General features: G+C 36.7%; 21 protein-coding genes. 12 read left to right on the top strand and 9 right to left on the bottom strand.

The window, feature by feature from the left end:
• Positions 1-99 precede the first annotated feature (99 nt).
• From nhaC to I3217_RS14250, 4 genes are all read left to right on the top strand, one after another.
• Positions 100-1,584 carry a Na+/H+ antiporter NhaC gene (gene nhaC / locus I3217_RS14235; protein WP_435050443.1) on the top strand — a complete coding sequence of 495 codons (1,485 nt, stop codon included), beginning with the start codon at positions 100-102 and terminating at the stop codon, positions 1,582-1,584.
• A 140-nt stretch (positions 1,585-1,724) separates the two neighbouring features.
• Positions 1,725-2,363: a peroxiredoxin gene (locus I3217_RS14240; protein WP_435050444.1), complete on the top strand. Its 639-nt coding sequence runs from the start codon at positions 1,725-1,727 to the stop codon at positions 2,361-2,363.
• 60 nt (positions 2,364-2,423) lie between these two features.
• Positions 2,424-2,738 (top strand): thioredoxin family protein, encoded by a 315-nt coding sequence (locus I3217_RS14245; protein ID WP_435050445.1) that lies wholly within the window; start codon positions 2,424-2,426, stop codon positions 2,736-2,738.
• Positions 2,719-2,976: a DUF6952 family protein gene (locus I3217_RS14250; protein WP_435050446.1), complete on the top strand. Its 258-nt coding sequence runs from the start codon at positions 2,719-2,721 to the stop codon at positions 2,974-2,976. The genes I3217_RS14245 and I3217_RS14250 overlap by 20 nt, the downstream gene beginning before the upstream one ends.
• A 73-nt stretch (positions 2,977-3,049) precedes the next feature.
• Here the strand turns inward: I3217_RS14250 and hutH are convergent, their stop codons facing one another.
• On the bottom strand, positions 3,050-4,558 hold the full coding sequence (hutH, locus tag I3217_RS14255) for a histidine ammonia-lyase (protein ID WP_435050447.1): 1,509 nt from the start codon (positions 4,556-4,558) through the stop codon (positions 3,050-3,052).
• A gap of 119 nt (positions 4,559-4,677) precedes the next feature.
• On the opposite strand from hutH, the gene I3217_RS14260 reads away from it, so the two are divergent.
• The gene (locus tag I3217_RS14260) at positions 4,678-5,712 is read left to right on the top strand and encodes a TlpA family protein disulfide reductase (protein WP_435050448.1); all 1,035 of its coding nucleotides are present in this window, start codon (positions 4,678-4,680) and stop codon (positions 5,710-5,712) included.
• A gap of 67 nt (positions 5,713-5,779) precedes the next feature.
• On the opposite strand, the gene acs is transcribed toward I3217_RS14260, so the two are convergent.
• The 4 genes from acs to I3217_RS14280 all read right to left on the bottom strand — a co-directional run bounded on the left by acs (position 5,780) and on the right by I3217_RS14280 (position 11,611).
• Positions 5,780-7,687 (bottom strand): acetate--CoA ligase, encoded by a 1,908-nt coding sequence (gene acs, locus I3217_RS14265; RefSeq protein WP_435050449.1) that lies wholly within the window; start codon positions 7,685-7,687, stop codon positions 5,780-5,782.
• A gap of 275 nt (positions 7,688-7,962) precedes the next feature.
• Positions 7,963-9,738 (bottom strand): sodium:solute symporter family protein, encoded by a 1,776-nt coding sequence (locus I3217_RS14270; RefSeq protein WP_435050450.1) that lies wholly within the window; start codon positions 9,736-9,738, stop codon positions 7,963-7,965.
• 19 nt (positions 9,739-9,757) lie between these two features.
• Positions 9,758-10,015: a DUF4212 domain-containing protein gene (locus I3217_RS14275; protein WP_435050451.1), complete on the bottom strand. Its 258-nt coding sequence runs from the start codon at positions 10,013-10,015 to the stop codon at positions 9,758-9,760.
• A gap of 225 nt (positions 10,016-10,240) precedes the next feature.
• Positions 10,241-11,611: an alanine/glycine:cation symporter family protein gene (locus I3217_RS14280; RefSeq protein ID WP_435050452.1), complete on the bottom strand. Its 1,371-nt coding sequence runs from the start codon at positions 11,609-11,611 to the stop codon at positions 10,241-10,243.
• Between the two features lie 193 nt (positions 11,612-11,804).
• Between I3217_RS14280 and I3217_RS14285 the strand changes: the two genes are divergently transcribed.
• Positions 11,805-12,929: a heparan-alpha-glucosaminide N-acetyltransferase domain-containing protein gene (locus I3217_RS14285; RefSeq protein WP_435050453.1), complete on the top strand. Its 1,125-nt coding sequence runs from the start codon at positions 11,805-11,807 to the stop codon at positions 12,927-12,929.
• Here I3217_RS14285 and I3217_RS14290 read toward each other — a convergent pair.
• The 3 genes from I3217_RS14290 to I3217_RS14300 all read right to left on the bottom strand — a co-directional run bounded on the left by I3217_RS14290 (position 12,909) and on the right by I3217_RS14300 (position 15,707).
• On the bottom strand, positions 12,909-13,862 hold the full coding sequence (locus I3217_RS14290; RefSeq protein ID WP_435050454.1) for a phosphoribosylaminoimidazolesuccinocarboxamide synthase: 954 nt from the start codon (positions 13,860-13,862) through the stop codon (positions 12,909-12,911). The two genes, I3217_RS14285 and I3217_RS14290, sit on opposite strands and share 21 nt — an antisense overlap.
• A gap of 143 nt (positions 13,863-14,005) precedes the next feature.
• The gene (locus I3217_RS14295) at positions 14,006-14,686 is read right to left on the bottom strand and encodes a 2'-5' RNA ligase family protein (RefSeq protein ID WP_435050455.1); all 681 of its coding nucleotides are present in this window, start codon (positions 14,684-14,686) and stop codon (positions 14,006-14,008) included.
• A gap of 67 nt (positions 14,687-14,753) precedes the next feature.
• Positions 14,754-15,707, bottom strand: coding sequence for a PhoH family protein (locus I3217_RS14300; RefSeq protein WP_435050456.1), 954 nt, complete (start codon positions 15,705-15,707; stop codon positions 14,754-14,756).
• A 111-nt stretch (positions 15,708-15,818) separates the two neighbouring features.
• On the opposite strand from I3217_RS14300, the gene I3217_RS14305 reads away from it, so the two are divergent.
• The 6 genes from I3217_RS14305 (at position 15,819) to dnaN (ending at position 21,037) form a co-directional block, all read left to right on the top strand.
• Positions 15,819-16,655, top strand: coding sequence for an SAM hydrolase/SAM-dependent halogenase family protein (locus I3217_RS14305; RefSeq protein WP_435050457.1), 837 nt, complete (start codon positions 15,819-15,821; stop codon positions 16,653-16,655).
• Positions 16,656-16,657: 2 nt separating this feature from the next.
• A complete protein-coding gene (locus I3217_RS14310; protein ID WP_435050458.1) occupies positions 16,658-16,954 on the top strand; it encodes a putative quinol monooxygenase in 297 nt (98 codons plus the stop codon).
• A 22-nt stretch (positions 16,955-16,976) separates the two neighbouring features.
• The gene (gene gldF, locus I3217_RS14315; protein WP_435050459.1) at positions 16,977-17,690 is read left to right on the top strand and encodes a gliding motility-associated ABC transporter permease subunit GldF; all 714 of its coding nucleotides are present in this window, start codon (positions 16,977-16,979) and stop codon (positions 17,688-17,690) included.
• A gap of 2 nt (positions 17,691-17,692) precedes the next feature.
• On the top strand, positions 17,693-18,181 hold the full coding sequence (locus tag I3217_RS14320; protein ID WP_435050460.1) for a hypothetical protein: 489 nt from the start codon (positions 17,693-17,695) through the stop codon (positions 18,179-18,181).
• Positions 18,174-19,841: a gliding motility-associated ABC transporter substrate-binding protein GldG gene (gene gldG / locus I3217_RS14325; protein ID WP_435050461.1), complete on the top strand. Its 1,668-nt coding sequence runs from the start codon at positions 18,174-18,176 to the stop codon at positions 19,839-19,841. Before I3217_RS14320 ends, gldG begins: the two co-directional genes overlap by 8 nt.
• 77 nt (positions 19,842-19,918) lie before the next feature.
• The gene (dnaN, locus tag I3217_RS14330; RefSeq protein WP_435050462.1) at positions 19,919-21,037 is read left to right on the top strand and encodes a DNA polymerase III subunit beta; all 1,119 of its coding nucleotides are present in this window, start codon (positions 19,919-19,921) and stop codon (positions 21,035-21,037) included.
• Positions 21,038-21,087: 50 nt separating this feature from the next.
• Here dnaN and I3217_RS14335 read toward each other — a convergent pair whose 3' ends face one another.
• Positions 21,088-21,549 carry an Lrp/AsnC family transcriptional regulator gene (locus tag I3217_RS14335; RefSeq protein ID WP_435050463.1) on the bottom strand — a complete coding sequence of 154 codons (462 nt, stop codon included), beginning with the start codon at positions 21,547-21,549 and terminating at the stop codon, positions 21,088-21,090.
• Positions 21,550-21,560 lie beyond the last annotated feature (11 nt).

The following is a 21,560-nucleotide window of genomic DNA, read 5'->3' on the forward strand; positions in this document are numbered from 1 at the left end:
TACTAACAAAACGCTCCAAAAAGTAAAAATTACCTATTTGCACAAAAGCATCTAAAATCGTAACATTACAACTCTATTTTAATACCCTTAAAGAACTTCATGGAAAGCCAAGACATTAAACCTCAAAGTCCGAAAGACGAACCTATCGTAGAAAATAAAGAATTAAGCATCTGGGAAGCCCTGATACCTGTAATAGCACTGGTATTAATGCTGTTCTACAATGTAAAATTTGCTTTTGGAGACGATGCTTTAAGTGGAAGTAATCAGTTTATTTTACTCTTGGGTGCCGCAGTTGCCGCCGTAGTTGGCTTTTTCAACAAGGTATCATACGATCAGATGTTAGAAGAGGTCGCTTTAAATATAAAATCCACATCCGGAGCTTTACTTATTCTTCTTTTTGTAGGTTCTTTGGCTGGCACCTGGTTGATAAGCGGTATTATACCCTCCATGATTTATTATGGTTTACAGATTTTAAATCCAAGTATATTTTTACCTGCATGCGTTATAATCTGCGCTATTATATCTGTTGCTACGGGAAGTAGCTGGACTACTTCTGCCACAGTAGGTATTGCTTTAATAGGTATAGGAAATGCCTTAGGCATCTCTTCGGGAATGACTGCCGGAGCTGTTATTTCGGGCGCTTATTTCGGAGATAAAATGTCTCCACTTAGCGATACCACCAATCTGGCCCCGGCAATGGCAGGAGGTGAATTGTTTTCGCATATAAAATATATGACCCTAACTACAGTCCCTACATTAATCGTTACACTTGTATTATTTATAATTATAAGTCTGTCGCTGGATATTTCAGGAACAACAGACACCTCAGATATGTTATCTGCCATTGACGCGTCATTTAACATCTCTCCTTGGCTATTTTTAGTTCCCGCTCTAGTAATTTTTATGATTATCAAAAAAACACCACCGCTACCTGCCCTATTAGTCGGTACACTTTTAGGAGGTGTGTTTGCGCTTATCTTTCAACCGGAAATCGTGAAACAAATTACAGGAGCTACAGAACTCACTACGCTTTCTGCTTATAAAGGCGTTATGACCGCCATGACTGTAGACACTTCAGTGAACACTACCAGTGCCGAATTAAACGACTTGTTTTCGTCTGGAGGTATGGCTGGTATGTTAGGAACTATCTGGTTAATAATTTGTGCTATGGTCTTTGGAGGTATAATGGATGCCATCGGAGCTCTATCCAGAATCAGTCGAGCTGTTCTAAATCTTTTCGATTCTGTATTCGGTTTATTTGCCAGTACAGTAATTAGCTGTGTTGGTTTAAACGCCATTGCCAGCGACCAGTATTTAGCCATCGTAATTCCGGGAAGAATGTATAAAAAAGCGTTCGAAGACAAAGGGCTGGCTCCAGAAAACCTAAGTCGCACCCTGGAAGATTCCGGTACGGTAACCTCTGTTTTAGTGCCTTGGAACACCTGTGGAGCGTACCAAAGCAGCGTATTAGGAGTAGACACCTGGTCGTATGCCGGCTATGCCTTCTTTAACTACTTAAGTCCATTTACAACTTTATTATTCGCCGCCTTCAGAATAAAAATAAAGCAGCTTACAGATAAATAACACAAAACTATACAGTTAACATTTTACCATAACTAAAACTTATACATCTATAAAAATTTAAAATTTTGTTGACATTTTAAATCCACCTAGAGCCCTATATTTGCACAAAGAAAAATAATAATCATTTAATAAAAAATACTATGGCATTTGTAGGAAAAAAATTCCCAAATTTAAACGTTGACGCAATGAATGAAATGGGCGATACTTTTAAAGTAAACGTTCTAGAAGAAGCTGTTAACAACAAGAAAAAAGTAGTTTTATTCTGGTATCCAAAAGACTTTACTTTTGTTTGTCCAACAGAATTACACGCATTCCAGTCAGCAGTTGCTGAATTCGAAAAAAGAAACACTATTGTAATTGGTGCTTCTTGTGATACTCCAGAAGTTCACTTTGCTTGGTTAAACACAGCTAAAGACAATGGTGGTATCGAAGGTGTAACTTACCCAATCCTAGCAGATTCTAACAGAAACTTAGCTTCTACTTTAGGAATCTTAGATATTACTAACGAAACTTACAACGAAGAGACTGGTATTGTAACTGTTGAAGGTGACAACGTAACTTACAGAGCGACTTACATTATCGACGAAGATGGTATCGTACAACACGAAAGCATTAACAACATGCCTTTAGGTAGAAATGTTGGTGAGTACTTACGTTTAGTAGATGCTTTAACTCACGTACAGGAAAAAGGTGAAGTTTGTCCAGCAAACTGGGAAGAAGGAAAAGACGCTATGAACGCTAACAGAGATGGTGTTGCTAGTTACTTAGCTTCTCACTAATAAATAAATTCAATCTACCATCCTTTTTCGGTAAAGGATGGTAACCTAAAAAATACGCTTATGTTACAAGAATTAGAACAAGACAATTTAAACGATATCGTATCAGAAAACGATACAGTAATCGTACAGTATTCAGCGACTTGGTGTGGTAATTGCAGAATTATGAAACCAAAGTTTAAAAAATTATCTACTGAAAACGAAAATGTAACGTTTGTTATCGCTGATGCCGAAAAATTTACAGAATCAAGAAAATTAGCCAATGTAGACAACTTACCTACGTTTGCTGCCTTTAAAAAAGGGGAATTTGTAAATCAGGTGCAAACAAACAAGTTTGACGTTTTAAAAGAATTAGTCGATGAAGTTACCAGTAATTAAGCACTTAACTCAGTTTATAGAAGAAAACGATGAGGATTTCGTTCACGAAACCATCGAAACGCTTGAAGCTTTAACTGAAGTGCCATCTTTAAAAGATGAAGAATTAGATGTTATTGGTGAATTGATTTCTAATATGTACGGTGCTATAGAGGTAAATACCATGATAAAAAGCGGTACCCCTCAAAAAGAAGCCTTAAACAGTTTCATGAAACGCGTATTAGGATCTATAGACAAATAACTTTATAGATTGTATAAAACAAAAATCCCGACATAAATTATATGTCGGGATTTTTGTTTTATGACTTTTACTTTTAAAATAATTCAGCTGAATCGATTTGAAGATTTTCAATAAATGATATGGACCTTTCAATATCATCATGTAAAATTCTATCGTCTGTTACAAACGGTACTACTTCCTGATACGATTTCAAAAATGATTCAATAAACTCAGATGACTTCAGAGGTGAACGCAATTGCAAGGCCTGAGAGGCATTAAATAATTCAATAGCCAGAATACGCTCTACATTGTTTACTAGTTTATAAGCCTGAGTTGCGGCATTAGCCCCCATACTAACATGATCTTCCTGACCGTTACTGGAAACTATACTATCTACACTTGCAGGTGTTGCTAACTGCTTATTTGCACTAACAATACTAGCTGCGGTATACTGCGGAATCATAAAACCTGAATTCAATCCAGGATTATTCACTAAAAAGGCCGGTAATCCTCGCAAGCCTGAAACCAGCTGAAAAATTCTGCGTTCCGAAATATTTCCTAATTCTGCCATAGCTATTTTTAAATAGTCTAAAGCCAAAGCTAAAGGCTGACCGTGAAAATTCCCTCCCGAGATAATCTCATCTTCTTCAGCAAATATATTAGGGTTATCTGTCACCGAATTAATTTCAGTTTTAAATGTTTTCTCTACAAACGCCAAAGTATCCTTACTCGCACCGTGTACCTGAGGTATACATCTAAAAGAATATGGATCCTGTACATGTTGCTTTTCCTGTGTAATTAATGCACTGCCATCTAAAAATTCACGAACGCGTTCTGCTGTTTTTAACTGTCCGTTATGAGGTCTTGCCAAGTGTACCAATTCATTAAATGGCTCAATTCTTCCATCAAAAGCATCTAATGACACACATCCTATTAAATCGGCTAAGTAAGATAGTTTGTAGGATTTTAATAGTAAGTGAACGCCATAGGCACTCATAAACTGTGTGCCGTTAAGTAGCGCTAAGCCTTCTTTAGAACGCAAAGCTATAGGAGCCCAGTTTAATTTTTTCAATAAAACTTCGGATGCCATAAGTTCTCCCTCAAACACCACTTCACCTTTACCCAATAATGGTAAAGACAAGTGTGCCAAAGGTGCCAAATCTCCCGAAGCTCCTAAAGAGCCCTGAGTATAAACCACAGGTAAAATATCGTTATTAAAAAATTCAATTAAACGATTTACCGTTTCCAATTGCACCCCACTATGCCCATAACTCAACGATTGAATCTTAAATAGCAACATTAACTTAACGACTTTCTGAGGCACTTGTTCTCCCGTACCACAAGCATGAGACATTACCAGATTCTCCTGAAGTTTCGTTAAATTCTCTCTGGAAATTTTTACGTTATATAAAGACCCAAACCCGGTATTAATACCATAAATAGGTTTGTCCTGAGATTTCATTTTTTCGTCTAAATACTCGCGACACTTTAAAATACTCTGTTTCGCCTCTTCCGATAATTGTAATTTTTTATGTTCTGTTACAATGTCCTGAATCGTTGTAAGATCAAGAGTTTTATTAGAGATTGAATGATAATTATTCATAATATATAATTAATGAGCGCAAAAATCTTCATTTTTGTTAAACAAAACAAACTTTTACAAATAATTCATAAAGATTAGAACGAATCTCTTATTTTTGGGAAACTTAAAATGAACTTAAAATGAAAAAAACACTTTTTGCCCTAGGTGCGCTTAGTATTTTCGCCTGCCAGCAAGCCCCAAAAGAAATTAAAGATTACGCTTCCCTTTCGGGAAAAATTTCCAACAAAAATAGTGATTCACTACTTATTCGTAGCAGAACTTATAATAAAACTATAAAAGTTAACGAAGATGGTACTTTTAGTGATACGCTTAAGGTTGAAGCTGGTCTGTACAACTTTTTCGACGGTACAGAATCAACAACTATTTTTCTTAAAAACGGGTATGATTTAAATATATCTTTAGACACCAAGACATTTGACGAATCGCTTAAATATACTGGAGAAGGTGCCAACGACAACAACTTCCTGGCTGAAAAATCTTTATTACAGGAAAAATTATTCGATCAGGATTTCTCAACTCTGGATATGGATGGTTTAGATAAAGCCTTTAATGATATAGAATCGGAATTAACTAAGTTCTATGCTTCAAAAACAGAAGTAGATTCTTTAGCCATTACACCATTTACGAGTAGTTTACCTCGTATGCTGGATAGCTATAAAAAATACTATGCAGGAGCTATTTTACTTAGACAGGAAATGGCAGGAAAACCATCACCTGAATTTACCGATTACGAAAACATAGACGGTACTAAAACATCTTTAGCAGATTTAAAAGGAAAGTATGTGTATGTTGATGTTTGGGCTACCTGGTGCGGACCTTGTAAAGCTGAAATCCCATCTTTAAAAGCTTTAGAAAAAGAATATCACGGTAAAAACATTGCTTTTGTTAGTATGTCTGTGGACGACGACAGAACGCATGGTGGGTCATGGGACAAAGCCAAGGAAGACTGGAAAGCTATGGTTGCCGATAAAGAATTAAGTGGTATACAGATTATGGCTCCGGAAGGTTGGAAATCTCAATTTGTACAGGATTACAAAATTACGGGTATCCCAAGATTTATCTTAATAGATCCTGCTGGAAATGTGGTTGACCCTAGTGCCCCAAGACCTTCAGACGAAAAAATTAAAGAGATTTTTAACGCGTTAAGTATTTAATTCTCTACATTAAAATATAAAAAAAGCCGCTTTTCAGCGGCTTTTTTTATCTGTATCAGTTCTGAATTTACAATATGCCATCCATAATTTCTTGAACTACTTCCGGATTTAATAATGTACTGGTATCTCCCAGATTGGAAGTATCGTTGCTCGCTATTTTACGAAGAATTCTGCGCATAATTTTACCACTTCGTGTTTTGGGCAAAGCACTGGTAAATTGTATTTTATCTAACTTCGCTATAGCGCCTACTCTATCAGTAATCACCTGATTAATTTCATTTCTCAAGTTATTCTGATCACGAGATTCTCCGGTTTCCTTTAAGGTTACATAACCATATAAAGCATTGCCTTTTACTTCATGAGGAAATCCTACAATTGCTGATTCTGCAACGGCTGGGTGTTCGTTAATCGCATCCTCGATAGGTGCTGTTCCTAAATTATGTCCGGAAACAATTATTACATCGTCTACACGACCTGTTATTCTGTAATAGCCAACCTCATCACGTAAAGCACCGTCACCGGTAAAGTACATATTTTCAAAGGCCGAAAAATACGTGTCTTTGTAACGTTCATGGTTCCCCCAGATAGTTCTGGCAATCGAAGGCCACGGAAATTTAATACACAAACGGCCATCCACCTGATTTCCTTTTATTTCCTCTCCGTTTTCATCTAATAGCGCGGGTTGTATTCCGGGAAACGGTAACGTGGCATAAGTCGGTTTTGTTGGTGTTACATAAGGTAAAGGCGTAATCATTACCCCACCTGTTTCGGTTTGCCACCAGGTATCTACTATCGGACTTTTATGTTTCCCCACATTATCATTATACCAGTGCCAGGCCTCTTCATTTATCGGTTCTCCTACAGAACCTAACACTTTTAACGAAGATAAATCGTGTTTTTCAACAAACTCAATACTCTGCTTTCCTAAAGCCCTGATCGCCGTAGGTGCGGTATAAAACTGATTGACTTTATGCTTATCTACTATATCCCAGAAGCGTCCAAAATCGGGATATTGTGGCACCCCTTCAAACATTACCGTAGTTGCACCATTAGCTAACGGACCATAAACTATATAACTATGTCCGGTAATCCAACCGATATCGGCAGTGCACCAGTACACATCGCCATCTTTATATTGAAATACATTTTTAAACGTGTATGCCGAATACACCATGTAACCTCCTGTGGTATGCACCATGCCTTTAGGTTTACCTGTAGAGCCCGAAGTATATAAGATAAATAAAGGATCTTCAGCATCCATAATTTCAGGTTCGCACGCTGCAGATGCTTCGTCCAGTAAAGGCTTCAACCAAAGATCACGACCTTCTTTCATAGTGATTTTTGAATTTATTCTGTTTACCACCAACACCGTTTCTACAGACGAGCAGGTTTCCAAACCATCGTCTACAATACCTTTAAGATCGATGGTTTTTGCTCCGCGATACGAGCCGTCGGAAGTAATGACCATTTTACATGCACTATCGTTAATTCTGGAAGCCAAAGCGTTGGATGAAAACCCTGCAAAGACCACCGAATGAATGGCTCCTATTCGGGCACAGGCTAAAAGTGAAATAGCCAGCTCTGGAATCATGGGCAGGTAAATACAAACACGATCACCTTTGTTGATGCCTTTAGATTTTAAAACATTAGCCATCTTACACACCCGTTCGTGTAATTGCTTAAAGGTTATATATTCCGCTTCCTCTTCAGGACTATTGGGCTCAAAAATAATAGCGGGTTTATCGCCTTTAGTCACCAAATGTCTGTCTATACAATTTTCTGTAATATTCAGCTGAGCGCCTTCATACCATTTTATCTCCGGTTTTTTAAAATCCCAGCTTAGTACTTTGTCCCATTTTTTGCGCCACATAAAATGCTCTTCTGCAACTTCTGCCCAAAAGCTTTCGGGATCGCGAACCGATTTTCTGTAGACCTGATAATATTCTTCTAAATGCTTTATATGATAATTACTCATTAAATGATATTTTATAGTTTTCTTTAAATTTTACACATTATATAAATTTAAACTCTAAAATATAAAAATATACCAAACTCAATAAGTTTTTTCTACCGATAACACAAATTAAACGACTGACTATAGAAAATTAAATACAAATAAGATATTCTTTAATCCTTTTTCTGTTTTACTATAAAAATAAAGAAGCACTGATTTTCTCAATGAATTCCGAATAATTAAATCTACATTATTGCGAATTATGGTCTTCACACAGAATCTGGTAAAATAAAGCTTTAATGTGAAGCCGCCTGTTTAACTCCACTTGGTATTCTGATCGACTCTACCATATCCTGAACCGCTTCTGAAGGCGCCGGTGTAAGTCTGGAAATTACTACAGATACAACTACATTTACCAGCATAGCAATAGTACCGAAACCTTCTGGTGACGTTCCAAACCACCATTCGCTTTCGGGTAAAGGATCAAAAACACCTATAAGTCCGGTTTTAAACCGAACCATATAAAAGAGCATCAAAAGCGTCCCAATTACCATTCCGGCGATAGCTCCCTCCTTATTCATTCTCTTATCAAAAATTCCGAGTATAATAGCCGGAAAAAACGACGCTGCTGCTAGGCCAAAAGCCAAAGCAACCACTGCCGCCACAAAACCGGGCGGATATATCCCAAATAAACCAGCTATAACAATAGCTACAATAATAGATATACGCGCTATTTTTAATTCGTCGGAATCCGATATATCCGGACGTATTTGTTTTTTAATTAAATCATGAGAAATAGAAGTGGAAATAACCAATAATAAACCGGCTGCTGTAGATAATGCAGCTGCCAAACCACCGGCTGCTACCAAAGCAATAACCCAATCGGGTAATTTTGCTATTTCCGGATTAGCTAATACCATAATATCACGATCCACATACAATTCGTTAGGGTGAATACTGGCATTAGTAATTAATCGTTCGCCATGTTCGCCTCTTTCTTCTGTAAACTTTGGGGTTTTACCATCCAAAGCCTGTCCGTTAAGGTATTGTATTTTTCCGTCAGCATTTTTATCTATCCAGGCTATAAGCCCAGTATTCTCCCAGTTTTTAAACCATTCCGGAATGTTGGTATAACTTTCATCCCTTACCGTTTCTATTAGATTAGTTCGCGAAAACACAGCAATTGCAGGAGCAGTAGTATACAAAATAGCGATAAAAAGCAAAGCCAGGCCAGCCGATTTACGCGCATCTTTAACCTTGGGCACGGTAAAAAACCTTACGATTACATGTGGTAAACCTGCAGTCCCTACCATTAATGCCAAGGTAATAGCAAACACATCCCAGGTAGATTTAGATCCGGAGGTATAGGCTTTAAAACCTAATTGCGTATGCAAATCATCCAGTTTATCCAACAAATATACCCCGTCTGTTCCTTTACTTCCCATACCGAATTGTGGTACCGGACTTCCCGTCATTTGAATCGATATAAAAATAGCCGGCACCATAAAAGCAAAAATAAGCACGCAGTACTGTGCTACCTGTGTATAAGTAATCCCTTTCATGCCTCCTAAAAAAGCAAAAACCAAAACTACCGCCATGCCAATTATAACACCTACAGTAATGTCAACCTGTAAAAACTGAGAAAACACAATACCAACACCCCGCATTTGACCTGCCACATAAGTGAAGGACACAATTAAAGCACAAATTACAGCAACGGTTCTTGCTGCATTAGAGTAATACCGGTCGCCAATAAAATCGGGAACAGTAAATTTTCCAAATTTTCTGAGATAAGGTGCCAGTAACAAGGCCAGTAATACGTAACCACCGGTCCACCCCATTAAAAACACAGAACCATCGTAACCACTGAAGGAAATAATACCTGCCATAGAAATAAATGAAGCGGCACTCATCCAGTCTGCTGCCGTGGCCAGCCCATTTGCCAGGGGAGACACGCCTCCTCCAGCAACATAAAAATCTTTAGTAGATCCTGCTCTGGCCCAAAAAGCAATTCCAAAATATAAGGCAAATGTAATTCCAACTAAAATCCAGGTCCAAACTTGTACTCCCATAACTATGTTCTCTTATAATTTATTTATCGTAACCGTACTTCTTATCCAGTTTATTCATTAAACGGACATATACAAAAATTAAAATCACGAAAACATAAATTGAACCTTGCTGAGCGAACCAGAATCCCAGCTTAAACCCTCCTAATTTAATAGCGTTAAGCTGATCTTTAAATAAAATTCCGGCGCCATAGGACACCAAAAACCAAATCGATAATAAAACAATAAGATATTTCAGGTTCTCCCTCCAATATGCCTTGGCCTGTTGATTTTCTTTCATAAAGTGTTGGATTAATAATGTAATTGAAATTGAATCTCATGATTTGGCCGTACCCAGACTTACATTCATTACGGAATACTCATTAAACCGAAATCAATAAAACCGAAAATACATTATTATTTTAACATTTTTATTAAGAAATTGTAATTTTCAAACTCATATAATTATTACAAAACTAATTCTTATACAAAGACAATAGCAACAGGCTTATATTTTCGGCTGAAACTAACGCTCAAGCTTTTTCACATAAATAGTTACCTGTTTTAAAACACGAGGCGCCATAATTAAAGTCGCCAACATGGTTGGAATTGCCATTAAAGCGAAAAAACCATCTATTAGATTAATCATCATGGATAATGAGGTTGTGGCTCCCACAATAATACTGGCGATATAAATATAGTTGTACCAATGTTTATTTTGAGCTCCAAACAAAAAGGACATACATTTGGAACCGTAATAGGAATAAGAAAACAACGACGAAATACTAAAAATAAAAATACAGATGAGTAGCAAGTATTTACCAGCATACGGGATAGCCTTATTAAAAGCTGTTGCTGTTAAACTTACACCATTAGCATCGGACGTTTGCCAGACTCCGGTTACAAGAATAGCGAGAGCTGTTAAAGTACAAACCACTAAAGTATCTATAGCAGGTCCTAACATTGCTACCAGGCCTTCTCTAACAGGCTCCGTCGTTTTAGCTGCCCCATGTGCCATAGGAGCGGTTCCTATTCCTGCTTCGTTAGAGAATGCAGCTCTTCGAATTCCTAAAAGAATTAAACCACCTAATGTTCCGCCTAAAAAAGTATCCCCTTTAAAATTGTGAGCTGTAAAAGCATTAGACAATATCATTCCTAAATACTTAGGCACCTGATCGTAATTAACGAATAAAATAATGAGCACCAGTACAAAATACAACACTACCATAGAAGGCACTAATTTTGCAGCTGTTTTACTAATACGATCCAGACCACCCAGAATAACAAAACTAGTAAGCGCCACTAAAACCAATCCGATAATAAAACTGGATGTAAAACCAACAGGAATATGATTTGGAGCTAACAAAATATCATTTATAGCCTGAGTTAACTGATTTACATTAAAAATAGGAAGTGCACCTACCAGGCCGCAAACACTAAACATTACCGCCAGAGGTTTCCATTTAGCCCCCAAACCTTCGGTAATAAAATACATAGGTCCGCCTTGTAATTGTCCCTCGCTATCTTTTCCTCTGTACATAATTGCCAAAGCAGAAGTAAAAAATTTGGTAGCCATACCAATAACAGCACTTACCCACATCCAGAAAACTGCACCGGGACCACCAATAGCAATTGCTACAGCTACTCCGGCAATATTTCCCATACCTACGGTAGCCGACAAAGCCGTTGTTAGTGCCTGAAAATGTGAAATCTCACCGGGATCATCGGGGTTATCATATTTTCCTCTTAAGACCTGAATGGCATGTCCCATAAACCGGAAAGGTAAAAACCGCGAATACATGAGTAAATACAACCCGCCTCCGGTTAACAAAATAAGCAATGGCAAACCCCATACAAAAGATGCAAAATCTGATAAAAACTGCTCTAATTCCAGCATTATATATTGTGTTTTAAAAGCTTAAATATATCTTTTTTATCCTTAAACCATTACCAATAATTCACAAAACAAAAGCTATTTTAAAAGAATCAGCAATTATATTCTTAATTTTTTCAACAACATTTTAATTCTACACACTCATTATCAAGATCTTAATTTAAATACTATTTTTGACCTTTTAATTCTATATTTTTTGAAAGCGACCAGGTTATATTTTATCGATGCCGTTAGAGCATTTGCTATTTTAATGATGTTACAAGGACATTTTATTGATGGCCTGCTCGATCCTGTTTATAAATCGACCGACCATCTTGCTTTTAATATCTGGAATTATTTCAGAGGGAACACTGCTCCTGTATTTTTTACTATTTCAGGATTAATAGTCATGCTCTTACTTTTAAAAGCAAGAGAAAAACAAACCGATAAGCTTCGCATAAAAAAAAGCATTAAACGCGGATTTAATTTAATACTTACCGGATACTTGCTTCGCATCCCTTTCTTTATGTGGTTTAGCGGACATTTTAACACCTATTTTTTAGTTACCGATGTCCTCCAGATTATAGGACTGTCCTTAATTCTTTTAAATGGGATTTATTATCTGGCAAAATCAAACCTCTACGTACTTACAGGAATTTTAACAAGTATCGGGACTTTAATTTTTCTTACCGAACCCTATTACCGCAATTTAGAAGTCAGTCGGTTACCTCTGGCTATTTCTAATTATCTTAGTAAATCTAATGGCTCTGTGTTTACCATATTTCCATGGTTTGCTTATGTTTGCTTTGGAGCGGTAATTGCAGTAGCGTTTCACAAATTCCAGGACAAACCTCATTTTAAACTAAAAACACTGTCGATTTTTACTGCTTCTGGTTTATTCCTAATCTTTTTGTCATCTCCGATTTTAAGCTGGATGTCTCAGATTACAGGTATAGACTTATTTGAATCCATAGCAGTCTATAACTACCTTAATTTAAGACTGGGTAATGTTTTAATAACTTTTGCTGTATTTTTTGCTTTAGAATCTCGCCTGAAACATCCATTAATTACACGATTAGGAGCGCATACGCTTTCTGTTTATGTAGTTCATTTTATAATACTTTATGGAAGCTTTATAGGAACTGGTCTATACCGTTTTTTGCATCATACACTAAGGCCATGGCCAGCTGTTATCGGCGCTGCATTATTTATGATTTCGGTATCGGTTATTGTACTGTTATACGAAGCCAAAATAAAAGCCTTCCTGAAAATGTCATTCAGAAAGGCTGTTATAATATTTAAATTTAATACCGTAAGACGTTTACGCCTTTACAGACGCTAAGTAGTTTTCGACATTTGCTTTTATACGGGCTTCAATATTGGAAACATCTGCTTTATTAAAAGTTTCTCCCATAATGTTTTCGTATAATTCGATATAACGATCGCTTACAGTTTCTATATATTCATCTGTCATTTCCGGTAATACCTGACCTTCTAATCCCTGGAATCCGTTAGTAATTAACCACTGACGCACAAATTCTTTAGACAATTGCTTTTGAGGTTCTCCTTTTTTCTGACGCTCTATATAGCCTTCAGCATAAAAATAACGTGAAGAATCCGGGGTATGAATTTCGTCTATAAGAACGATTTTACCGTCCTTAGTTTTTCCAAATTCATACTTCGTATCTACCAGAATTAAACCGCGACCAGCTGCAATTTCAGTTCCTCTTTGAAATAATTTGCGCGTATAGTCTTCTAAAACTTCATAATCGGCTTCTGAAACAATTCCTTTTTTAATTATATCTGCTCTGGAAATGTCTTCGTCGTGATCGCCCATTTCTGCTTTAGTTGCAGGCGTAATAATTGGCTCCGGAAATTTATCATTTTCCTTCATTCCTTCCGGAAGTGCTACACCACATAATTCTCGTTTTCCAGCTTTGTACTCGCGTGCAGCATGCCCAGACATATACCCACGAATAACCATTTCTACTTTAAAAGGTTCACACAAATGCCCCACTGCTACATTTGGATCTGGCGTTGCCACCAGCCAGTTAGGCACTAAATCTTCGGTCTGTGCCATAAATTTAGTAGCAATCTGATTTAAAATTTGACCTTTAAAAGGAATGCCTTTAGGCATTACAACATCAAACGCACTTAATCTGTCTGTGGCAATCATTACCAACAAATCGTCATTAATATTGTAAACCTCTCTTACTTTTCCTTTATAAACACTTTTCTGACCTGGAAAATTGAAATTAGTTTCTGTAATTGTCATGGTATTATTTTTGCATCTGCTCCGTATTGAGATGCGCTATTTGTTAATTTAAAATAATAAAAAACACTATGTTTTTAGCAGTACAAAAGTAAGTAATAATTCATGAAATGATTCATGCCTTTCTAATATTCCGTAAATCTTTATTACAGTGAAAAGGTATGTAACAGCTTTACGTGTTCAGCTTTCTGATACCAGTCGTTGTATACTAACTCCACCTCATTTACATTAAACGTACCAAAATCGAACTCCCTATACTGGTTTAAACAATTTATAAATTCAGCTTTTTGTTGTAATTCTGATTTAAATCGGACAACAGTAGCATGAGCTGTCTGAATGGTATACCGTGAATCTAAAGATTGTTGTAAACTGCTATTTTTAAACTTGTGTCGCAAAGCGTCCCGAAGTTGATTTAAACCTTCTGAAGTTGGAAAACCCTGAATCATAATACAGGATAGTGAACCGGTAACACCCTTAAATGCAATTGAAAATTCCTGAATTTGCTGCAAACACTCCTGAATGAGATGTATATAATCCTGCAACACTATGGTTTTTAACCGAAATCCGGAATAACATGAAATTACAGACATTACTGTAATATGAATATCGCTATCGGGATAATAATACTGATTAGGATCGACCGCTTTTAAATCGTCCAGAAAAGTTTGAATCCTTAAATTCACACATTCCGGAGGCCTAATTCTTAAAGTGATTCCTCTTCTAAAATCCTTTTTATCTGAAATTAAATTATCTGTACTATAAATATCATTTTCTAAGGCGTGTAGAGTATTGCTATACAATCCGTCATAATGAGCTTTCAAATGCATTTAAACAAACAGGATTCCTTTAGTTGAAATTAAATTGAGAAGGCAAAAACCAGAGAATAAGACAGCCTTATTCTCTGTTTTCTATACTCTTGTAAGCTTCAATAACTTTTTTAACCAGTTTATGACGAATAACATCTTTATCGTCTAAGTAAATCATCCCTACACCTTCCACATTTCTTAAAATTAGCAAGGCTTCTTTTAACCCTGAAGTGGTACGTCTTGGTAAATCTACCTGCCCCGGATCGCCAGTTAATAAAAACTTAGCATTTTTCCCCATACGGGTAAGGAACATTTTCATCTGGGCATGTGTGGTATTCTGTCCTTCATCTAAAATTACAAAGGCATTGTCTAAAGTACGACCACGCATAAAGGCCAGCGGTGCTATTTGTATGGTTCCGTTTTCAATGTACATAGCCAGTTTTTCAGGAGCAATCATATCGCGAAGTGCATCGTAGAGCGGCTGCATATACGGATCCAGTTTTTCCTTTAAATCTCCTGGTAAAAACCCTAAATTCTCCCCGGCCTCAACTGCTGGTCGGGTTAAAATAATACGCTTAACTTCTTTGTTCTTTAAAGCCTGTACAGCTAAAGCCACCCCGGTATAGGTTTTTCCTGTTCCCGCTGGTCCTATCGCAAAAACCATATCGTTTTTACGCATGCTTTCCACAAGTTTACGCTGATTCGCTGTTTGGGCGCGTATTAATTTCCCGCTAACACCATGTACAATAACCTCACCGCTTTGCTGAGACGTCGTGTAATCGTCACTACTCTGACTTGTAAGTACACGCTCTATGGTATTCTCGTCTAATTTATTGTATTTGGCAAAATGATTCAGTAGCATGGTAAGTCGACGATCGAACTCTTCTAAGAGATCTTCATCTCCAAAGGCTTTAATTTTATTGCCGCGGGCAACGATTTTTAATTTGGGGAAATATTTTTTAAGTAATTCAATATTTACATTTTGTGCTCCAAAAAACTCTTTTGGAGTAATCTCTTCAAGTTCTATAATAATTTCGTTCAAAAGCTACTCGATTAAATTAAATATATCAGTTAAGTTTTATTAGTTTTGTGCTTCTAACAAATCTAATCAATTTTACCTCAGATATGTGAAAAACATATCAACAATTCACGTATGGCAATAATAACTTTAACGACTGATTTTGGTGAGAAAGATCACTTTGCTGGCGCAATTAAAGGGGCTGTCTACAGTGAATTGTCGGATGTTAGAATTGTTGATATCTCGCATTCGGTAACCCCATTTAGCATCTCAGAAGCGGCTTATATTATCCAAAATGCCTACACCAGTTTTCCCAAAGGCACCATACACATTATAGGTATAGATGCCGAAATTAATCCGGAGAACAAGCATATAGCAGTCCTGCTGGATGGCCATTATTTTATCTGTGCCAACAATGGCATTATGAGTATGATTTGTGCTGAAATTAATCCGGAGAAAATTGTAGAAATTAACATTCACGATAAAATTCAGACGAGTTTTCCTGTTTTGGATGTGTTTGTAAAGGTAGCCTGCCATATAGCAAGAGGAGGTACTCTGGAAGTGATTGGCAAGACGATTGAGGAAATAAAACCCATACAAAATATTAAGCCCTATGTAAATGACGAACAAAACCAGATTATTGGAAGCATTATTTACATAGACAATTACGGGAATGTGGTAACCAATATTAAACAGAAGTTTTTTGAAACCATACAAAAAGGACGAAACTATAAAATTTCAGCCCGAAACCACAACTTTACTACTATTCACAGGAAATACAGCGATATTATAGATTTCTCCAAACCGAGGGACGAACGACAAGCAGAAGGAAAAGGATTAGTGGTTTTTAATTCGTCCAAATACCTGGAAATTGCCATTTATAAAAGCAATACTACAAATATTGGAGGTGCCTCTACCCTTATGGGACTGGATTTAATGGATACCATAACCGTAAATTTCTCAAAAGAATAGGTATGTTTGCACGCATAGTTAAAATGAGTTTTAAACCTTCTGAAGTGGAAGCTTTTAAAACGCTGTTTCAATCTAAAAAGGAATTGATTCGTAACTTTAACGGATGTATGTTTTTAGAACTCTATCAGGATAAAACTAATACAAACATATTTTTTACCTATAGCTATTGGAATACCGAAGAGGATTTAGAGCTGTACAGGCAATCTGAGTTGTTTAAATCCGTTTGGTATGAAACAAAACAATTATTTAACGATAAACCCGAAGCCTGGAGTGTAGACAAACTGGTGAGTCTGCCATAACGCTTTTTATATATTACAACACATGTTTGCAATCTTAAAAAAAGAAATAAATACTTTTTTTTCATCGCCCATAGGCTATTTAGTTATCGGCCTATTTTTACTCTTTAATGGCTTGTTTTTATGGTTTTTCAAGGGAGAGTTTAATATACTGGATAGCGGATTTGCAGATGCGTCGCCTTTTTTCCTTCTGGCTCCATGGATTTTAATTTTCCTGGTTCCTGCAGTGACCATGCGCAGTTTTTCCGATGAAAAAAAACAGGGAACTTTAGAACTTTTGCTCACTAAACCACTTACGAAATTACAAATTGTACTCGGCAAATTTTTGGGTGCTTTTAGCTTAATACTAATTACTCTTGTTCCTACGCTTCTGTATATTTATACCCTATTTAAATTAGGGGCTCCGGAAGGCAATCTGGATTTAGGCAGTACCATGGGGTCTTATTTCGGACTAATTTTCCTTACTGCCGCATATACTGCCATAGGCGTATTTGCTTCATCGCTGTCAGATAATCAGATTGTAGCCTTTTTGCTAGCCGTGTTTTTATGTTTCTTTTTCTATTTAGGTTTTGAAGGGATTGCAAATTTAATATCCAGCGATTTTATAGATGGCCTGGGAATGAGTTACCATTACAAAAGTATATGTCGAGGTGTATTAGACACACGCGATCTCATTTACTTTTTAAGTATATCCTTCTTGTTTATCACCCTAACCCAAATTAATATCAACAAAAAATAACCATGATACTTACAACTGCTTTTGTAATTATAATTTCGGTCCTTTTCGTCCTATTATGGCTATTTGCCAGAACTATAGACAAACGTATTTGGGTTAGTGGTCTCATTAGCCTTGTACTCACTCCTGTAATATATTTTTATGTACTGTATCCTTTAATCAACATTTTTACCGATTATCATCATGAAAAATATTTTGATTCAGAAGCATGGAAAGGCAAACCGGGATTACGCTACGAAATGGCAGACCATCTGGAAACATCAGAATTAGTGATTAACAAATCAAAAAATGAAGTCGCCCAACTACTGGGTAAGCCAGAATGGTTTAGCTGGAACGATGCCATTAAAGCAAACGATTCTAATTTCTGGAATTACAATTTAGGTATAAAACCCGGAGCCTTTAACCGCATGCAGGAATGTATTAAAATAACCTTTGATGCTGATAAGGCTTCAAAAGTTGAACATTATCAATTAGAATTAAAATTTGATGAGTAAAAACGTAAAACAAATCGCTCTTGTTGTTGGTGTTTTAATTTTAGTCAACATCATAGGAGCTAAGCTATATAAACGATTCGATTTAACTCAGGATCACAGATACACTTTAAGCGAAGCCACAAAAAACATTATTAACGATGTCGATTCCCCAGTGCTTATCGATGTATTTTTAGAAGGAGAAGGGTTTCCTTCGGAATTCAGAAAGCTACAGGCAGAAACAAAGCAGCTGTTGGACGAACTTTATGCCGAAAACAGTAATATCAAATACAATTTTATAAATCCGTTAGAAAACGAAGCTAATCGCGATAAGGTTATACAGCAGCTTAACGATCGAGGGATGACGCCGATGCAGTTAACCGTTCAGGAAAACGGCAAGAGCAGTCAGGAAATTATTTTTCCATGGGCTTTAGCCAGTTACAACAATACTACCGTAAAAATTCCTCTGGTAAAAAACAAGCTGGGAGCTTCCCAACAGGATCTGGTTAGCAATTCCGTTCAACATCTGGAATATGCATTTGCCGATGGACTAAATAAATTAGTTTATCCTAAACGTAAAAAAATCGCTGTATTAAAAGGTAATGGCGAACTGGAAAATAAATACATAGCCGATTTTGTTACTACCCTGCGCGATTATTATTTTATAGCTCCTTTTACACTGGATAGTGTAGAACTTGCCCCTAGAAAAACCCTGAAAGCTTTAAACGCTTACGACCTGATTATAGCAGCAAAACCGACTGAGGCGTTTTCTGAAAAAGAAAAATTTGTTCTAGACCAATATACCATGAACGGCGGTAAAAGCCTATGGCTAATAGATGCCGTGGCCATGGAAAAAGACAGCCTTTACAACGCAGAAGGACGCTCCATTGCTCTGGCTCGCGATTTAAATCTTACCGATCTTTTCTTTAAATACGGGGTAAGAATTAACCCTGTTCTGGTAAGTACACCGTATTCTGCCCCCATAACACTGGCCATGGGCGAAGGCAGCAATGCTCAGTTCCAGAATTTACGCTGGCCTTACTCCCCGCTTGTAAATCCGGAAAACCATCACCCTATAGTAAACAATATCAATTTAATTAAATTCGATTTTGCAAACCCTATAGACACGCTTAAAAACAATCTTAAAAAAACCATTCTACTGGAAAGTGCCAAACTCAGCAAACTGGAAGGTACTCCTAAAGAAATTAGTTTAGATATTGTCACCAAAGACCCCGATCCTAAGCAGTTTATCAATGGAAGTCAGCCACTGGCTGTTCTTGTTGAAGGAGTGTTTACCTCGGCCTACAAAAACCGTTTAAAGCCCTTTAAATTAGATTCTGAAAAAGAAACCGGAAGTCTGGCAAAAATAATTGTGGTGTCTGATGGCGATCTGATTAAAAATGATGTGATAAAAAATATTCCTCAGGAATTAGGTTTCGATCGCTGGACCGGTCAGCTCTTCGGAAATAAAGAATTCTTACTGAATACCGTAAATTATCTGCTGGACGATAACGGACTTATAAACATTAGAACGAAAGAAATAAAGGTTCCTTTCTTAAATCACGAGAAAATTGCGGAGTCCAAATTAAGCTGGCAACTGCTTAATACCCTGTTACCATTGGGCTTATTAGCCATCTTCGGAATTGCATTTAATTATATACGCAAAAAAAAGTACAGTGCCTAAATGTTAATAAGTTTGTTTCTTAATTAAACCTTTAACCGATATATTTGTAAGAAGTATAATTAACCTTTAAGATACAGATGAAATTTATAGTATCAAGTACCTATTTATTAAAGCAATTACAAGTACTGGGTGGTGTAATTAACAGTTCGAACACCTTACCTATTTTAGATAATTTCCTTTTTGAATTAAGCAGTTCTAAGTTAACTGTTTCGGCAAGCGACTTAGAAACCACCATGTCTGCCACACTTGAAGTAGAAAGTGATAGCGATGGTAGTGTAGCCATTCCTGCGCGTTTACTTTTAGATACTTTAAAAACGTTTCCAGAGCAACCTCTAACCTTTATTATTGAAGACAATAATACTATAGAAATAAGCTCTAATCACGGTAAATATGCATTGGCATACGCCGACGGAAAAGAATTTCCTAAAGCTGTTACCCTGGAAAATCCAAGCACAACAACTATTCAGGGAGACATTTTGGCAACCGCCATTAGCAAAACTATATTTGCTGCAGGTAACGACGATTTACGTCCGGTAATGAGTGGCGTGTTTTTCCAGTTCTCTACAGAAGGTTTAACCTTTGTAGCTACCGATGCTCATAAATTAGTAAAATATACTCGTGAAGATGTTTCTGCAAGTCAGGTCGCAGAATTCATTATGCCTAAAAAGCCTTTAAATTTATTAAAAGGTATACTGGCTGGAAGCGAAGACGATGTTATTGTTGAATACAACGATTCTAATGCAAAATTCACATTTGATAATGTAGAGCTTATTTGTCGTTTAATTGACGGTAAATATCCAAACTACGAAGCGGTAATACCAAAAGAAAACCCTAACAAACTTACTATTGCCAGAAATCAGTTTTTAAGTTCGGTAAAACGTGTTAGTATTTTCTCTAATAAAACCACGCACCAGATTCGTTTAAAAATTGCCGGTGCAGAATTAAATATTTCTGCCGAAGATATTGACTATAGCAACAAGGCCGAAGAACGTTTAACCTGTGATTATCAGGGAGACGATATGCAGATAGGCTTCAACTCGCGTTTCTTAACAGAAATGTTAAACAACCTGAATGCCGATGACGTTCAACTTGAAATGAGTTTACCAAACAGGGCTGGAATCTTAACACCTGTAGATGGTTTAGACGAAGGAGAACAGGTTACTATGCTGGTAATGCCGGTAATGCTTAACAACTAAAACATTACATTAAATAATTAATCCTATTGAAGTCCTGTAGATTTTTTAATTTACAGGACTTTACTTTTTAAATCCTTTATATTCTTAATAACAAAAGAACTCTGAATGTTGGAAATAATACTCAGCTTAGACAACTTCCTTAAAACGAATTCCTGATACTCATTCATATCCTTTAAAAGAATCTTCAATAAAAGGTCGTACGTCCCCGCAATATAATTAGCCTCCACAACATCATCCAAAGTATTTATATAAGCTTCAAACGCTTTAAAAGGCTCTTCCTGATGACTGTTTAAAGTAACCTGGCAATACACCACTAACGTTTTTCCCAGCTTATTGTAATCTATTACAGCAGTATATTTATTAATAACCCCCGAAGCCTCCAGCTTCTTAATACGTTCATGTACGGGTGTTATTGAAAGGTTTACGCCTTCTGCCAGTTGTTTTATAGACTGTTTTCCATCCCGTTCCAGGGCTTCAATCAGTTTATAGTCAATATCGTCCAGTTTAATCATGGTATTATTTT

The organism is Formosa sp. S-31 (genome assembly GCF_051172795.1).
Taxonomy (GTDB): domain Bacteria; phylum Bacteroidota; class Bacteroidia; order Flavobacteriales; family Flavobacteriaceae; genus Formosa.

Coding starts and splice junctions, on each gene's coding strand:
- nhaC (WP_435050443.1), top strand. CDS start 100: ATGGAAAGCCAAGACATTAAACCTCAAAGTCCGAAAGACGAACCTATC.
- I3217_RS14240 (WP_435050444.1), top strand. CDS start 1,725: ATGGCATTTGTAGGAAAAAAATTCCCAAATTTAAACGTTGACGCAATG.
- I3217_RS14245 (WP_435050445.1), top strand. CDS start 2,424: ATGTTACAAGAATTAGAACAAGACAATTTAAACGATATCGTATCAGAA.
- I3217_RS14250 (WP_435050446.1), top strand. CDS start 2,719: ATGAAGTTACCAGTAATTAAGCACTTAACTCAGTTTATAGAAGAAAAC.
- hutH (WP_435050447.1), bottom strand. CDS start 4,558: ATGAATAATTATCATTCAATCTCTAATAAAACTCTTGATCTTACAACG.
- I3217_RS14260 (WP_435050448.1), top strand. CDS start 4,678: ATGAAAAAAACACTTTTTGCCCTAGGTGCGCTTAGTATTTTCGCCTGC.
- acs (WP_435050449.1), bottom strand. CDS start 7,687: ATGAGTAATTATCATATAAAGCATTTAGAAGAATATTATCAGGTCTAC.
- I3217_RS14270 (WP_435050450.1), bottom strand. CDS start 9,738: ATGGGAGTACAAGTTTGGACCTGGATTTTAGTTGGAATTACATTTGCC.
- I3217_RS14275 (WP_435050451.1), bottom strand. CDS start 10,015: ATGAAAGAAAATCAACAGGCCAAGGCATATTGGAGGGAGAACCTGAAA.
- I3217_RS14280 (WP_435050452.1), bottom strand. CDS start 11,611: ATGCTGGAATTAGAGCAGTTTTTATCAGATTTTGCATCTTTTGTATGG.
- I3217_RS14290 (WP_435050454.1), bottom strand. CDS start 13,862: ATGACAATTACAGAAACTAATTTCAATTTTCCAGGTCAGAAAAGTGTT.
- I3217_RS14295 (WP_435050455.1), bottom strand. CDS start 14,686: ATGCATTTGAAAGCTCATTATGACGGATTGTATAGCAATACTCTACAC.
- I3217_RS14305 (WP_435050457.1), top strand. CDS start 15,819: ATGGCAATAATAACTTTAACGACTGATTTTGGTGAGAAAGATCACTTT.
- I3217_RS14310 (WP_435050458.1), top strand. CDS start 16,658: ATGTTTGCACGCATAGTTAAAATGAGTTTTAAACCTTCTGAAGTGGAA.
- gldF (WP_435050459.1), top strand. CDS start 16,977: ATGTTTGCAATCTTAAAAAAAGAAATAAATACTTTTTTTTCATCGCCC.
- I3217_RS14320 (WP_435050460.1), top strand. CDS start 17,693: ATGATACTTACAACTGCTTTTGTAATTATAATTTCGGTCCTTTTCGTC.
- gldG (WP_435050461.1), top strand. CDS start 18,174: ATGAGTAAAAACGTAAAACAAATCGCTCTTGTTGTTGGTGTTTTAATT.
- dnaN (WP_435050462.1), top strand. CDS start 19,919: ATGAAATTTATAGTATCAAGTACCTATTTATTAAAGCAATTACAAGTA.
- I3217_RS14335 (WP_435050463.1), bottom strand. CDS start 21,549: ATGATTAAACTGGACGATATTGACTATAAACTGATTGAAGCCCTGGAA.